The sequence below is a fragment of the Mycobacterium helveticum genome (assembly GCF_007714205.1).
GTDB classification, from domain to species: Bacteria; Actinomycetota; Actinomycetes; order Mycobacteriales; family Mycobacteriaceae; genus Mycobacterium; species Mycobacterium helveticum.
Window position 1 is genome coordinate 50292 of record NZ_VMQU01000009.1, and the last position, 13694, is coordinate 63985.

Below are 13694 nucleotides of genomic sequence, written 5' to 3' on the forward strand. Positions count from 1 at the left end.
GACTTTCGTCTCTATCCGCGGGGCCCGGGTCGCCGCAGGATCGGGTTACGGATAACCCACCCCGCGGTATTCGGCACGGCGTCAATGGATTAGCGACATGAAAACACCACTTGCCTCACTGGAGAGGCCGGACTTCACCAAGCTCGACAATCGCGCGCCCTCGGTGGCGCGGATGTTCCTCGACCGCGTCGCCGTCACCCCGCACGCGGAAGCCTTCCGGTATCCGCAGGACCACGCCTGGGACAGCGTGACGTGGCAGCAGGTCGGCGAACGCGTCACCAACATCGCCGGTGGGCTGATCGCGCTGGGGATCGCGCCGGAGGACCGGGTGGCGCTCGCGTCGTCGACGCGCTACGAGTGGGTGCTCGTCGATTTCGCCGTGATGTGCGCGGGCGCCGCGACCACCACGGTGTATCCGACGACGAACGCCGCCGATGTCGCGTACATCGTCGCCAATTCGGGGAGCCGCGTCGTCGTCGCCGAGGACCAGGCCCAGCTCGACAAGCTGCTCGAGCGCCGCGCCGAACTGCCCGACGTGAACAAGGTGGTTCTCATCGACGGCAACGGCGACGGCGACTGGGTGATCGGGCTGCCCGAATTGGAGCAGATGGGTAAGCAATTGCTCGCCGACGCGCCCGACGCCGTCGCCGAACGGGTCGCGGGCATCGGTCCGGACCAACTCGCCAGCCTGATCTACACGTCCGGCACCACCGGGCGGCCGAAAGGCGTGCGGCTGACCCACGGGGCGTGGACCTATACCGCCGCGGCCATCGACGCGCTGGGCATCCTCGGGCCCGACGACCTGAACTTCCTGTGGCTGCCACTGGCGCACGCGTTCGGCAAGGTGATGCTGGCGTTGCCACTGCAGATCGGCTTCCCCACGGCGATCGATGGCCGAGTCGACAGGATCGTCGACAACCTCGCGGCCCTGCGGCCGACCGTCATGGGTGCCGCGCCGCGCATCTTCGAAAAGGCCCACGCCCGCGTCGAGGGGATGGTCGCCGAGCAGGGACTGCTCACGAAAAAGATGTTCGACTGGGCGATCCGGGTCGGCTCGAGCGTCTCCGAGGCCCGGCAGGCCGGCAGGAGACCGTCGCTGGCGTCTTCGCTGGCCTACAAGGTCGCCGACCGCCTGGTACTCAATACGATCCGGCAGCGCTTCGGCGGCCGGTTGCGGTTCTTCGTCTCGGCGGCCGCCGCCCTGGACCGCGACGTCGCGCGCTGGTTCGACGCCGTCGGCATCGTCGTCCTCGAGGGCTACGGCCTGACCGAGACCGCGGCCGCCTCGTTCATCAACCGTCCCGATGCCTACCGGTTCGGCACGGTCGGCTGGCCATTCCCGGCCACCGAGGTCAGGATCGCCGACGACGGCGAGATCCTGCTCAGGGGGCCGGGTCTGATGACCGCTTACCACGACCTGCCGGACGCCACCGCCGAAGCGCTCGACGCCGACGGCTGGTTCCACACCGGTGACGTCGGGGAGATCGACACCGACGGGTTCCTGCGGATCACCGACCGCAAGAAGGACATGTTCAAGACCTCGCAGGGCAAATACGTTGCGCCGTCGGCGATCGACGCGAAGTTCAAGGGCATGTGCCCGTATGTCAGCGAGCTGCTCGTGTACGGGGAGGGCAAACCGTACTGCGTGGCGCTGGTCAGCCTCGACGGTGAAGCGATCGCGGACTGGGCCGCCAAGAACAATATGGCGGACAAGCCCTTTCCCGAGATCGCGCGCGACGAGAGGACGCGGGAGCTCATCGCGGGATACATCGACGCGCTCAACCTGGAGTTGAACCGTTGGGAGCAGATCAAGAAGTTCGCCATCGCCGACCGCGAGCTCTCGGTCGAGTCCGGTGATCTGACGCCGAGCCTGAAGCTGCGCCGCAAGGCCGTGATCGAGAAGTACGCGGATCGGCTGTCGGCGCTCTACGAGCAATGAGCACCGGGGCCCTGTTCACCGACCTCTACGAGGTCACGATGGCGCAGGCCTATGCGGCCCAGCGCATGTCGGGGACGGCGGTGTTCGAGACCATCGTCCGCAAGCTTCCCGAGACCCGGTCCTACGTCATGGCCGCCGGATTGGCCGACGTGCTCGAGCATTTGGAGACGCTGCACTTCACCCGGGCCGACATCGACTACCTGCGCGGACTGGGCTTGTTCACCGACGAGTTCCTGCGGGCGCTCGCCACCGTGCGGTTCACCGGCGACGTGTGGGCGGTGCCGGAGGGCACGGTGGTCTTTCCCCACGAGCCGATCGTGCAGGTGATCGCGCCGATCCTGGAGGCCCAGCTCGCCGAGACGTTCGTGGTGAACCAGATTCACCTGCAGAGCGTGCTGGCCAGCAAGGCCGCCCGCGTGGTCGACGCGGCGCGCGGCCGCACGGTGGTGGACTTCGGGGCGCGGCGCGCACACGGCACCGACGCGGCGCTCAAAGTCGCGCGGGCCGGCTACCTCGCCGGCCTGGCGGGCACCTCGAACCTGCTCGCTGCCCGCGAGTACGGGATTCCGGTGTTCGGCACGATGGCGCACAGCTTCGTGCAGGCTTTCGACAGCGAACTCGACGCGTTCGACGCGTTCGCCCGGATCTACCCCGGCACCACGTTGCTCGTCGACACCTTGGACACGCTGCGCGGTGTCGATCGCGTCATCGAGCTGGCCCGCCGTGGCGCGGGTGTCGACGTGGCGGCGGTCCGCCTCGACTCCGGGGACCTGGGCGCCCTGGCGAAGGCCGCCCGCGCGAAGCTCGACGCCGCGGGACTGAACCACATCGAGATCTTCGCCTCGTCGGGTCTCGACGAGTACCGCATCGCCGCGCTCGTGGCCGACGGATCCCCGATCGACGCGTTCGCGGTCGGGACCAAAGTCGTTGTCTCCCAGGATGCTCCCGCCCTCGACATGGCTTACAAACTGGTGGAGTACGACGGCACCGGGCGGACCAAGCTCTCCAGCGGCAAGGTGATCTACCCGGGCCGCAAACAGGTGCTGCGGCGGATGGAGGACGGCGCGTTCGCCGGCGACACCATCGCCAGGCCCGGCGAGGACTTCGCCGGCGAGCCGCTGCTGGTGCCCGTCATGAAGAGCGGCCGGCGCCTGCCGCGGCACGATTCGGGCCTGGTGGAGTCGCGTGAGCGGGCGCGCCGGCAGATCGACCGGCTGCCGCCCGCGCTGCGCTGCCTGGACGCCGGCGACCGGGCCTATCCCGTGCACGTCAGCCCGAGCATCACCCGCGAGCTCGACGCGCTGCGGCGCGTCCGGCAGGCGCGGTGACCTTAGGCCCGAAGCTGGGGGCTAACGACCCTCGTGCGCGGGCGCCCGGAGTTCCTAGCGTGAGGCGATGCGATCAGAACGCCTCAAATGGCTGGTGAAGGCCGAAGGCCCCTTCGTGTCGCTGTATTTCGACGACTCCCACAACACCCTGGACGCCGTCGAGGCGCAGGAGGCGCAGTGGCGCGACATCCGCGCCCGGCTCGAGGACATGGGTGCGGGAGCGGAGCTCCTCGGCATCCTCGACGGCGCCGTGCTGAACCACCGGCCTGCCGTCGGGCGGCGCGGCCGCGCGGTGATCGCGACCGCCGAGCAGGTGCTGGTCAACGAGCAACTGGCCGCCCCACCACCGGCCACGGTGGTGCGCCTGTCGGACTACCCCTACGTCATGCCGTTGATCGACCTCGAAATGCGGCGCCCGACCTACGTGTTCGCCACGGTCGACCACGCCGGCGCGGACGTGAGCCTGTATCAGGGCAGCGCGGTCAGCTCCAAGAGCATCGACGGTGTCGGTTACCCGGTGCACAAGCCGGTCACCGCCGGCTGGAACGGTTACGGCGACCTTCAGCACACGACCGAGGAGGCCGTGCGCATGAACTGCCGGGCCGTCGCCGACCATCTGACGCGGCTGATGGACGAATCGAGCCCCGAGGTGGTGTTCCTGTGCGGTGACGCCCGGTCGCTGGCCGGGCTGGTCCCCGCGTTACCCGGGCGGGTGGCCGACCGGGTGACACAGCTGCATGCGGGCACCCGCAAGAGCGCTATCGGGGGGGACGAGATCCGCGAGATGACGGCCGCGGAGTTCGCCCGGCGCCGCGGCGCCGAGATGGCCGCCATGGCCGAGCGTTTCGAAGCCGAGATCGGGCGCGCCTCGGGGCTGGCGGCCGAAGGGCTGGCCGCCGTGTGCGCGGCGCTGCGCGACGGCGACGTCGAAACCCTGATCGTCGGCGACCTGGGCGACGCCACCGTGGTCACCGCCCGGGCGCTGACCACGATCGCCCCCGATGCCGACGCGCTCTCCGAACTCGGCGAGCCGGTGCAACGGGTGGCGCGGGCCGACGAGGCGTTGCCGTTCGCCGCGATCGCGGTGGGCGCCGCGGTGGTGCGGGCCGATCACCTGATCGCCCCCGTGGACGGGGTGGGCGCGGTGCTGCGCTACGCCGCCGAGAGAGCCGATCGCCGCGGCGCGTAGAGCTCAGCGCCCAACATCCCAGGGACCCCAAACTTCGAGGGACCCCAAACTTCCAGGGACCCTAAACTTGCAGGGACCCTAAACTTGCAGGGAGAGAGTCGCTTTCGCAGCCGGATTCGGGAGCCGCAAGGCCGTTGAGACTGTCGAGAGCGGCGGTCCCGGACAGGGGGGGTTTCCGGGACCGCCGCGGCATGCGGGAATTTCAGGCTATCGGCGGCTCTCGGCGCACGCTCAGTTCGCCGGTGTGATGAGTCCGTAATGGCCGTCGTAGCGGTGGTACAGCACGCAGCCGCGCCCTCGTGCGGTGTCGACGAAGAACAGGAACGGCAGGCCGAGGAGCCCGATCCGTTCGATCGCCTGCTCGACGGTCAGCCGCGGCGCCGGTGCGGGACTGACGGTCAGCGGCAGCTGAAACGGTGCCAGGTCGTCGGCGGACTGCGGATCGACCTGCGCCAAGCGGTATTCGGCGGGGCCGCCGCGATAGAGCACGCTGTCCTGCCCGGTGCCCTTTTCGGTGAACAAGTGGAAGTCGTAGTCGAGCAGTTCCATCTCGAACGCGGCCTCGTCGACGGTACAGGTGGGCACGCTGTACGACTTGTGCCGCATGATCCGGCGTTCGCTTTCGGGCCGGGGGAAGTAGTTCGGCCGGTGGGTGGGCTCGGACTGGTGCCGCCATTCGTGCGGCCCGCCGCGGGGCGTCGCGCCCCGTCGGGATTCCCAGTGCTCGGCGGTGCGCTCCAGCCGATGGCGGAGCCGCGCCTCGAGGCGGTCGACGGCTTCCCGCGCCGTGACACCTTCGACCTGGGCGCGGACCAGCCGGCCGTCGACGTCGAGGTTGGCCTGCGCGACCACCCGGCGCGCCACCGCCGGGTCGCCGTGCTCGCTCAGCCTGACGTGAGCGTGCAGCACCGGCTCGTGGGTGAGCCGGCCGAGCTCGCCGATCTTGGTCCGGGCGTAGTCGTCGGCGCCGGGCAGCTGGCCGTGCGTCGTGACCTCCACCTCGAAGGCGGCCGGTAACTCGGGGCGATGTCTCATGATTCGTTGCTACGCTTTCCGGATTCGTTGCTGTAGGGCCAAAGGTCAGTGATGCAGGCCCGTGACCGGCTGGTGGGTGCTGGCCGCGATGTCGGTCGACGTCAACGCGAACAGCTGATTCGCCAGGTCCGACAGAGCGCGGGCGATGGCGAGCTCGTCGCCGATCTTGGCCACCGGCTCGTCGCGGGGGTCGAGTCGCGCCAAGCCGATGCCGACGAGCCTCGTGCCCGCCCAGGACAGCCGTGCCCTGGCCCGGGTCCGCTCCTCGTGCTCGTCGATCAGCACGTCGATGTGGCAGGTCGTGCCGCCCTCGTCGTTGGCCGTCATCTACGGTCTCCTCGCGTTCGTGGCTGGTTCCGATTCGACCACCGGCACAAGGCCCCTAGTAGGGGCGGAAGTCCCGAGTCGCGGGGGTCGTGCATCGGTCTTCTGGGGTCCCAATCCACCAAGTGATGCATCTCCGCCACGCGGCCCGCCTTTCACGGAGGTTCCGGCAGGGCTACCTCGCGCCAGCGACTCAGGAGATACTGCGCGGTAACACAATCCAGCGTTCACTGCCGAAGGCCGCGCTTTACCTGCTCACGAAGCGTGCAAACCGCATTCGACCTTCGCGTGTCCCGGCCAGCGCCCACTGCGCGGATCGGCGCCCGGAGCCGGTTTTGCGGTGCACGGGGCGCAGCCGATGGAGGGGTATCCCTCGTCGACGAGCGGGTTCACCAGCACATTGTGCTCGGCGATGGAGTCGGCCATGTCCCGTTCGGACCACGCGGCCAGCGGGTTGACCTTCACGAGCCTGAACTTCTCGTCGAACCCGATCAGCGGCGCGCCGGCGCGTGTCGGCGCGTCGACGCGACGCAGCCCGGTCACCCACGCCGAGCACCCGTGCAGCGCGTCGGTCAGCGGGATGACCTTGCGCAGCCGGCAACATTCGTCGGGGTCGCGGGCAAACAGATCCTTGCCCGGGAGCGCGTCCTGCTCGGCCACGGTGTGCTCCGGTGTCACGTTGAGCAACCGGATGTCGTACATGGTTTCAACCGCGTCGCGGGTGCCGATGGTCTCGGGGAAGTGATATCCGGTGTCCAGGAATAACACCTGCACACCCGGGCGCACCTTGGCGGCAAGGTCGATCAGCACTGCGTCCTGCATGTTGGACGCCACCACATAACCGTCAGGGCCGAAGGTTTCGTCGGTCCAGCGCAACAGCTCGGTCGCCCCGGCGTCCTGCAACTCCGACGCGCCGCGTGCGGCTGACTCACGCAGTGCGGTCTCGGCAGCACGGCGCGCCCGCTCCGTGTTGCCCGTATCGGCCTGCGGCCGCCGTGAACCGTTCCTTGCCCTGCCTCCATCCGGCACCTGCCGAAGTTTCCCAGGGGTAGCGGATCACGCGACCGGGGTCCCGCGGTAGGGACCGAAGCCCCCGGTTGGCCGCCCCGACCTCGGGCACCTCGCGAGCCCACGGGCATTGCGGTCTCGTCGTCGCCTCCGAGGCCGACGACCCGGACCCCGACCGGCACGCGGGCTGGAACGTCGTTCCCTGGGTCAACGCGGCCGACACCGTCGTCGCGATCGAACCGCAGATCGTGCCCGGCCTCCGCATCACCCCCGACTGCGCCTGAGCGCGCGGGCCGGCGCGCACCGCTACAGGGCGCGGACCAGCGCCGCCCGCCCCTTGGTCCGCAACCGGTGCAGCGCCGAACCGCGGTAGCGCTCCATCATGGCGGCCATCTTGTCACCGAGTTCCTCGAGGTCGGCGTCGGTGAGCTCGACCTCGGGGGGAGCCGGGATCAGGTCGCGTTCCTCCTCGTCGGCGTGCGCCTCCAGCACGGTCTTGAACGAGTTCCACTCCTGCTCGTACCCGGGCGCGCTGCGCGGGGTCTTCAGCAACACGGACAACTGGTCGACCACCTGGCGATGTTCGGCGTGGGCGATCGCGATCAACCTGCCGGCCTGCTTGAGGGCCGGGTAGTACAGGTCGTCCTCGATGCGGAAATGGATGTCGAGCTCGATCAGCATGTCGTCGAAAAGATCTTGCCGCTCTTGCGAATTCACCGGCATCCGGCTGATCTTGCCGCCCAGCCCCTTCAGGACGGTGTGGTGGTCCTTCAACACGTCGTAGGCGTTCACTTGGCTCCTCCCTTTCGGATCCCCGTCGCCCCGCCGACAGCGGACGCCGCCTCGCCGCGGACCTCGACCGTTCCGTCGACCAGTCGGGCCTCGTAGCACGGCAACGGGGCCGCCGACGGGCCCCGCAGCACCTCACCGGAGTCGGCCGAGAACCATGAGCCGTGCCATGGGCACACGAGCCGGCCCCGGTCGACCCAGCCGTCGGCCATCGGAGCCGCCAGGTGCGGGCAGAGAGCGCCGAATGCCGCGACCTCATCGGGCCCGGTCCGGCACACCACCAGCCCCACCCCGTCGACCTCTACCCGCACCGGTTTCCCGTTCAGCGAGTCGGCGGACAGCACCGGTGTCCACTCCGTGGTGCGCAGGCGCTCACCGGCGCGGTCTATCCCGATCCCGGACTCGAACACCAGGGCCCCGCCGAGATAGCTGCCGGCGACGGTGATGCCGTAACCCAGTGCCGTCAGGGCGATTCCGCGGTAGTGACGGCCCCGGCGGCGATCCCACCAGGACTGCGCGTACAGGGCGGTCGCGGCCAGGTTCACCAGGCCGTGCACCAACCCCACCCGGCGGTCCGCCTCGTGGGTGTGCTGCCAATCGGTGACGCCGGTGACGGCCGACCCGACGCTCGCCAGGATGCCCACCCCCAGCGCGCGGCCCGCGAACCGCGAGGCGTTGCGGACTTCGGTGAGCCGCTGGCCCGGCAGCAGACTGAGCGCATCCAGCGCGACGGTCGTACCGAGCGACCCGCTGGTCAGCGACGCCAACGGCGGGTGCACCGGGTGCCCCAGCCACACGCCGTGCAGCGCGTTGGTGACCCCGTTGCGCGCACCGCCCAACCCGTTGTAGGCGAAGCTCAGCAGGTGCTCCAGCCGGTAGCTCGGCCGGTCCAGCCACTCCTGGCGCCCGATCGAGGCCAGCACCCGCGCCCCGAGTCCCTGCAACCGGCCACTTCGTGTCCGACCAGTCATGCCACCAGCCCTTCCCCTGCCGAGACAGACGACGCCATGCAGGCAGAAACCGACGATTACCCCTTGGTTACCTTCTGCTCACAACCGTGACAGCCCTGACGTGACCACAGTAACGCCGTCCGCTCGCCTCCATCGTCGGCAACCACCTGTGAATTAGCCCAAATCATTCTTGTAAAAACCTGGCCGCGCCGGATCACGGCGATCGACCCGGGGGGTCGGCGGCACGCTCGTCGGTTTGGGCGAAGGCGAACCGCCGATCACCGAAGACGATGCAGTCCCGGTCGGGGGGGGGGGGGGGGGGGGGGGGGGGGGGGGGGCGGGGGGCGGGGGGGGGGCGGGGGGGGGGGCGCGGGGGGGGGGGGCGGGGCGCCCCCCCCCCCCCCCCCCCCCCCCCCGCCCCCCCCCGGGGGGGGGGGGGCCCCCCCCCCCCCCCCCCAACCCCCGGGGCGAGAGTGAATCCCTCGTCGTGCACACACACTCCTGCGCGTCGGGCGAGGGCCGGGTCACAACGCATTTCCGCGCGAATTGCTATTAGTCTCGGCTTCGTGTGCGGGGCTGATCGGGCCGGGTACTGCCGCTACGTCGCGATCGGCGACAGCCAGACCGAGGGCTTGTGGGACGGCGACGACGCCGTCGGCCTGCTGGGCTTCGCCGACCGGCTCGCCGCCATGATCGATGCGCTGCACCCCGGCCTGCACTACGCCAACCTGGCGATCCGCGGCAAGCGGATCACCGACGTGCTCACCGAGCAGCTTCCGCAGGCCCTGGCGATGCGGCCCGACCTGATCACGGTGTGCGCCGGGATGAACGACGTCATCCAGCCGGGCCGCTCGTTCGGCCGCGCTCTTGCCGACCTCGACCACCTGCATGCCGCGCTCGCCGAATCGGGCGCGACGGTGGTGACGACGACCTTCCCGAACGTCGCGCAGTTCCTGCCGCTCGGGCGCCTGGTGTCGACGCGGCTCGCCCGCATCAACGAGGCGATCAGCGCCGCCGCCGGGCACTACGGCTTCCGGCTGGTCGACCTGTACAACGCGGTCTCGATGCGCGAAGTGGACACCTGGGCGGTCGACCGGGTGCACGCCTCGACCAAGGGCCATGTGCTGTTCGCCGCCGCGGCCGCCGAGGCGCTGAATCTGCCTGGCAGTAACCATGATTGGGCCGGTGCGAGCGCCGATCCGGGGCGGTTGTCGTTTTCGGCCGGAACCCTGGGGCACCTGCGCTGGGCGCACGAGAGTTTCGTCCCGTGGATCTGGCGCCGGCTGCGCGGCCGGTCCTCGTCCGACGGCCGGGTGCCCAAACGTCCCCGGCTGGAGCGACTCAGCGCGCCACGCGGGCCGCACAACGGCTCCGGCGCCCGGGAAGGAGGTTTTGCACCGCGGCCCGGGCAGGAGTCAGGCATTCTTGACCCATGAACGTGGAGGCCTTGCTGCACTCGATCCCGCCGCTGGCGGTGTACCTGGTGGTCGGGGCCGTCGTCGGGCTCGAAAGCCTCGGCATCCCGCTTCCCGGGGAGATCATCCTGGTCAGCGCGGCGCTGATGTCGTCGTACGACGACCTGGCCGTCAACCCGTTCTTCGTCGGCGCCGCCGCCGTGATCGGTGCGGTGGCCGGCGACTCCGTCGGCTACGCGATCGGGCGCCGGTTCGGCCTGCCGCTGTTCGACCGGCTGGGCCGGCGGTTCCCGAGGCATTTCGGTCCCGGGCACGTCGCGCTGGCCGAGCGGCTGTTCAGCCGCTGGGGCGTTCGGGCGGTGTTCTTCGGTCGCTTCATCGCGTTGCTGCGGATCTTCGCCGGGCCGCTGGCCGGAGCGCTGAACATGCAGTACCCGCGCTTCCTGGTGGCCAACGTGTCGGGCGCCATCTGCTGGGCGGGGGGCACCACCGCGCTGGTCTACTTCGCCGGCATGGCCGCCGAACGCTGGATGGAGCGGTTCTCCTGGATCGCGCTCGTCGTCGCCGTCGTGTGCGGTGTGACGGCCGCGATCCTGCTGCGCGAGCGCACCTCCCGGGCGATCGCCGAACTCGAGGCCGAGCACGGTCGCAGAACCGGCACCACCGCCGCCGACCCCGTGTGAAGCCGGCCCCGTCGGGTCAGCCGACCGCCTCGCCGCGGCCGGGGTACGCCGCGGGCCGATGCGTTTCGATGAGAGCGCCGGCCATGGTCTTGGCGCGCAGGGCGGCGTCCTGATCGCCCACCGCGGCGAGAACGATCGCGCCCTTCATGAGGATGTGCCAGGAGGAGGCGAACTCCTCGATGTCGGTCAGCCCCGCCGCGAGTGCGCGCCGGCGCACAATGTCGCGGACGTGGTTGATGTGGGCGATGCTGGCCCGGCCGGCGGGATGGTCCGGGCCGACCTCGAGCAGCACGTTGATGAACGAGCAGCCCTCGTAGCCGTCGCGCAGTTGGAACCATTCGTGCAACACGTCGAAGATCGCCAACAACTGCTGCTCGGGCGTGTCGGCGCGCCGGCGGGACTGCTCCTCGATCAGCCCGTGGGTCCAGAGTTCTTCGCGGCGCGCCAGCACGGCCAGCACGAGGTCGTTCTTGGTCGCGAAGTGCCGGTACAGCGTGGCCCGGGCCACCCCGGCGCGCTCGATCACCTCGTCGGTGCCGACCGCGCGAATCCCGCGGCGGCTGAACAATTCATAGGCCGCGCTCAAGATTCGCTCACGCGCCGGCACCGCGGGTGCCGCTGCCTCGGGGCCTGCCATAAGGACCCTTACGATACTCTTAGCGCGCTACGGGTAGACAGACCGCTCTGTCTCGTTATACAAAGGAGATTCGCACTTCGCGAAGTCTGTCTTCAGACAATAGGACGGGCCACCATCGCGGCGTTTCTGACGCCAGCCGATCAGGGAGTCCAGCACATGAGTGCAGTATTTGCCGATACCTTATCCACCCCCCCTATGACGCTGAGCACGCGGCTGGTCTGCGACCTGGGCGATCCACACAGCACGCTGCGGGCGACGACCGACCGCGTCGGCGGGGCGGTGCTCGTCAACGCCGGTGGTGAGGTCGACGCCTGCAACGAGCACACCTGGCGCCGACTGATCGGCGAAGCCGCCGGCGTCGTCACCGCGCCCGGGACGCTGGTCGTCGACGTCACCGGACTCGAGTTCATGGGCTGCTGCGCGTTCGCGGTGCTGGCCGACGAGGCGGAGCGGTGTCGCACCCGCGGGATCGAGCTGCGCCTGGTGAGCCGCGACCCACTCGTCGCCCGGATCGTCGAGGCATGCGGGCTGGGCGGCGTGCTGCCCCCCTACCCGACCGTCGACGCCGCGCTGGCCACGACCGCGCGCTGGTAGCCGCCCGCGCGCGCCGTTTCCCGACGGCCCGTCAACTCATAGCTGACTCACAGCGCCCAGCCGCGTCCGGACGCTAACGCCGGAGCCCTCACCGGTGACAAACTTAGAGAAGCTTTGTAGATGGCACGGACGGGTGGCGCCTCGCAGCCGGCGGGGCACGCCGCAGGCGGACTCGGGAGGCGTGGTGGACGTCGTACTAGGGATATCGATGGAATCCACCGCGGTGCGGATGGTGCTCCTCGAGGGCGAGAACGCCGACGGTGTGACCGTCGAGGAGGACACCGTCCGTATCGCCGCCGCGGACACCGCGACCCGCAACGCACCCGGACACGTGATCTCGGCGATCCTGGGCACCCAGCAGGGCGCCGCGGAGGGTGGTCACCGATTGGCGTCGACGGGGGTGGCCTGCACGAACCCGATCGAGGCTGCTGCGCTGCAGGAAGCGCTGGCCGACAACAGGATTCGCAACGTCACCCTGGTTTCGGCGTTCCTGGCCGCCGCCGCGCTGACCCAGACGGTCGGTCAGGCGATCGGGTACCGCCGTACCGCGATGCTGCTCGTCGATCCCAATTTCGCCACCATCGGCGTGATCGACTCCGAGGACGGTTCGATCACCGGGGTGCGTAGGGAACGGCGGGCCGTTTCCCTGGCCGACACCGCCGTCCAGCTGGCCGCGATGGTCGCCGTCGGTGACGCGTCCAACACGCCTCCCGAGGGGGTGTTCCTGGTCGGCCAGGGTGTCGACACGGCCCGGCTCAAGGCGGCGCTGGAGTCGGTGACGCCGTTTGCGGTGAGCGCGCCGGAGGAGCCGCAGGCGGCCCTGGCGCGCGGCGCGGCGCTGGCGTCGGCCAACGCGCCGCTGTTGGTGTTGTCCACCGGGGCCCTGGCCTACGCGCAGGATCCCGGCACCGGCGAGGTGCCGCCCTACGTCGTCCACGACTACCCCGGTGTGCCCGGTCCGCCGGACGGGCGCCCGGTCGCCTACAGCGACGTCCCGGAGGAGTCGGCGGACGCCGAGACCGCGCTGCTGGGCGGGATCGAGGGCCGCCGTGCGGGCCCGGCGCAGAGACGCCGCAGGCCGCTGTTGCTGACCGGCAGCGTGCTGGCGGTGATCTGCACCTGCGCGGCACTGGCGCTGGAGATCGCGTTGGCGATCAACGTCCGCACGACCGTCGCGCTGCAGCCCAGCCCCGAGCAGAACATCATCGTCCCGACCCGCCAGGTGCCCGCCCCGCACAGTCAGCCGGCGCCGATGACGCGCCCCGTCAAGGTCGTTGCGCCCAGGGTCGCGATACCGGACCTGCCGAGGCCCGCCGTGGCGGCGCCCGCCGCTCCGGCTCCCCCGGTTCCCGTCGCGGCCCCGCTTCCGGTGCCGGTTCCCGTGCCCGCCGCGGCGCCGCTGCCGCCCGTCCCCGACATCGCGCCGCTGCTGGCGCCGCACCCCGTTGCGGTGGCCCCGCTGCGGCTGCCCGCACCGCCCGCGCTGCAGCTACCCAAATCCCCGGCGCTGCAACTGCCCAAGCCGCCGGCCCTGCAGCTGCCGGCACCGCAGCCGCTGCAACTGCCCAAACCCCCGGCCCTGCAGCTGCCGGCACCGCAGCCGCTGCAACTGCCCAAGCCGCCGGCCCTGCAGCTGCCGGCACCGCAGCCGCTGCAACTGCCGACGCCCGTGCTGCCGAAGGCGCCCGTCCTGCCCGCCCCGTCGCTGCCGGTCTTCCGCCCGCCCGTACCGATCATGCCGCAGCTTCCGGCGCTGCCCCGATTCCCGTTGGTGCTGCCGCACTTCGGACTCTGACGGCTTGC

Annotated in this window: 13 protein-coding genes and 1 pseudogene; 8 read left to right on the plus strand and 6 right to left on the minus strand. The window is 70.4% G+C overall.

The genetic code is table 11. From position 1 onward, the window contains the following. Positions 1–97: 97 nt before the first annotated feature. The 3 genes from FPZ47_RS03765 to FPZ47_RS03775 all read left to right on the plus strand — a co-directional run bounded on the left by FPZ47_RS03765 (position 98) and on the right by FPZ47_RS03775 (position 4456). A complete protein-coding gene (locus FPZ47_RS03765) occupies positions 98–1939 on the plus strand; it encodes an AMP-dependent synthetase/ligase (RefSeq protein WP_144946200.1) in 1842 nt (613 codons plus the stop codon). Further along, positions 1936–3267, plus strand: a complete 1332-nt coding sequence (locus FPZ47_RS03770; RefSeq protein ID WP_144946203.1) for a nicotinate phosphoribosyltransferase — start codon at positions 1936–1938, stop codon at positions 3265–3267. The genes FPZ47_RS03765 and FPZ47_RS03770 overlap by 4 nt, the downstream gene beginning before the upstream one ends. 67 nt (positions 3268–3334) lie before the next feature. Then, on the plus strand, positions 3335–4456 hold the full coding sequence (locus FPZ47_RS03775; protein ID WP_144946206.1) for an Rv2629 family ribosome hibernation factor: 1122 nt from the start codon (positions 3335–3337) through the stop codon (positions 4454–4456). 231 nt (positions 4457–4687) lie between these two features. Here the strand turns inward: FPZ47_RS03775 and FPZ47_RS03780 are convergent, their stop codons facing one another. The 3 genes from FPZ47_RS03780 to FPZ47_RS03790 form a co-directional block, all read right to left on the minus strand. Further along, entirely contained in the window at positions 4688–5491 is an 804-nt protein-coding gene (locus tag FPZ47_RS03780) for a ribosome hibernation promotion factor (RefSeq protein WP_144946209.1), read from the minus strand. A 45-nt stretch (positions 5492–5536) separates the two neighbouring features. After that, on the minus strand, positions 5537–5818 hold the full coding sequence (locus tag FPZ47_RS03785; RefSeq protein WP_144946212.1) for a DUF1876 domain-containing protein: 282 nt from the start codon (positions 5816–5818) through the stop codon (positions 5537–5539). A 252-nt stretch (positions 5819–6070) separates the two neighbouring features. Continuing rightward, positions 6071–6844 carry a phosphoadenylyl-sulfate reductase gene (locus tag FPZ47_RS03790; RefSeq protein WP_144946215.1) on the minus strand — a complete coding sequence of 258 codons (774 nt, stop codon included), beginning with the start codon at positions 6842–6844 and terminating at the stop codon, positions 6071–6073. A gap of 65 nt (positions 6845–6909) precedes the next feature. On the opposite strand from FPZ47_RS03790, the pseudogene FPZ47_RS03795 reads away from it, so the two are divergent. Continuing rightward, positions 6910–7107 (plus strand): annotated as a pseudogene (locus FPZ47_RS03795) (pyridoxamine 5'-phosphate oxidase family protein); the annotation flags it as partial. A gap of 22 nt (positions 7108–7129) precedes the next feature. On the opposite strand, the gene FPZ47_RS03800 reads toward FPZ47_RS03795, so the two are convergent. Both FPZ47_RS03800 and FPZ47_RS03805 read right to left on the minus strand, forming a co-directional pair. Continuing rightward, positions 7130–7615: a hemerythrin domain-containing protein gene (locus tag FPZ47_RS03800; protein WP_144946218.1), complete on the minus strand. Its 486-nt coding sequence runs from the start codon at positions 7613–7615 to the stop codon at positions 7130–7132. After that, a complete protein-coding gene (locus FPZ47_RS03805) occupies positions 7612–8583 on the minus strand; it encodes a Rieske (2Fe-2S) protein (protein WP_144946221.1) in 972 nt (323 codons plus the stop codon). The genes FPZ47_RS03800 and FPZ47_RS03805 overlap by 4 nt, the downstream gene beginning before the upstream one ends. A 545-nt stretch (positions 8584–9128) precedes the next feature. On the opposite strand from FPZ47_RS03805, the gene FPZ47_RS03815 reads away from it, so the two are divergent. Together FPZ47_RS03815 and FPZ47_RS03820 are read left to right on the plus strand one after the other, a co-directional pair. Further along, the gene (locus FPZ47_RS03815) at positions 9129–9998 is read left to right on the plus strand and encodes an SGNH/GDSL hydrolase family protein (protein WP_144946224.1); all 870 of its coding nucleotides are present in this window, start codon (positions 9129–9131) and stop codon (positions 9996–9998) included. After that, the gene (locus tag FPZ47_RS03820) at positions 9995–10660 is read left to right on the plus strand and encodes a DedA family protein (RefSeq protein WP_144946227.1); all 666 of its coding nucleotides are present in this window, start codon (positions 9995–9997) and stop codon (positions 10658–10660) included. The genes FPZ47_RS03815 and FPZ47_RS03820 overlap by 4 nt, the downstream gene beginning before the upstream one ends. 16 nt (positions 10661–10676) lie before the next feature. Here FPZ47_RS03820 and FPZ47_RS03825 read toward each other — a convergent pair whose 3' ends face one another. Further along, positions 10677–11297, minus strand: coding sequence for a TetR/AcrR family transcriptional regulator (locus FPZ47_RS03825; protein ID WP_144946230.1), 621 nt, complete (start codon positions 11295–11297; stop codon positions 10677–10679). A 156-nt stretch (positions 11298–11453) separates the two neighbouring features. Between FPZ47_RS03825 and FPZ47_RS03830 the strand changes: the two genes are divergently transcribed. Further along, positions 11454–11891: an anti-sigma factor antagonist gene (locus FPZ47_RS03830; protein WP_144946233.1), complete on the plus strand. Its 438-nt coding sequence runs from the start codon at positions 11454–11456 to the stop codon at positions 11889–11891. A 184-nt stretch (positions 11892–12075) separates the two neighbouring features. Next, positions 12076–13686, plus strand: coding sequence for a DUF7159 family protein (locus FPZ47_RS03835; RefSeq protein WP_144946236.1), 1611 nt, complete (start codon positions 12076–12078; stop codon positions 13684–13686). Positions 13687–13694 lie beyond the last annotated feature (8 nt).